1 protein-coding gene is annotated in these 228 nt (G+C 31.6%); it reads right to left on the bottom strand.

The features are described from left to right. The coding region (locus tag SB717_RS40180) for an FAD-dependent oxidoreductase (protein WP_410908986.1) at window positions 1-228 on the bottom strand (228 nt) is incomplete at both ends.

Genomic DNA, 228 nt, shown 5'->3' with positions numbered 1-228 from the left:
AGTGTAGCGTTCTTTTCCTTTTTAAATTCCAATCCTTCATATCCTGCAGCCACAATTACTTTATTGGCAGTAATAGAATTGCCCTCCTTTGTATAAAAGATAGCACATTCTTTCTCTAACTTTTTGCCAACAATCTCTGTATCTTCATAAATGTGAACTCCTTTATTAGAGGCTTGTTCTAATAAACTATGTGTAAATTTATAAGGATTTATTTCACCATCATTATAC

Source organism: Priestia sp. SIMBA_032 (assembly GCF_046535215.1).
Taxonomy (GTDB): domain Bacteria; phylum Bacillota; class Bacilli; order Bacillales; family Bacillaceae_H; genus Priestia; species Priestia aryabhattai.
The sequence above is the reverse complement of the archived record's forward strand: the minus strand, read 5'-3'. Positions and strand labels throughout refer to the sequence as shown.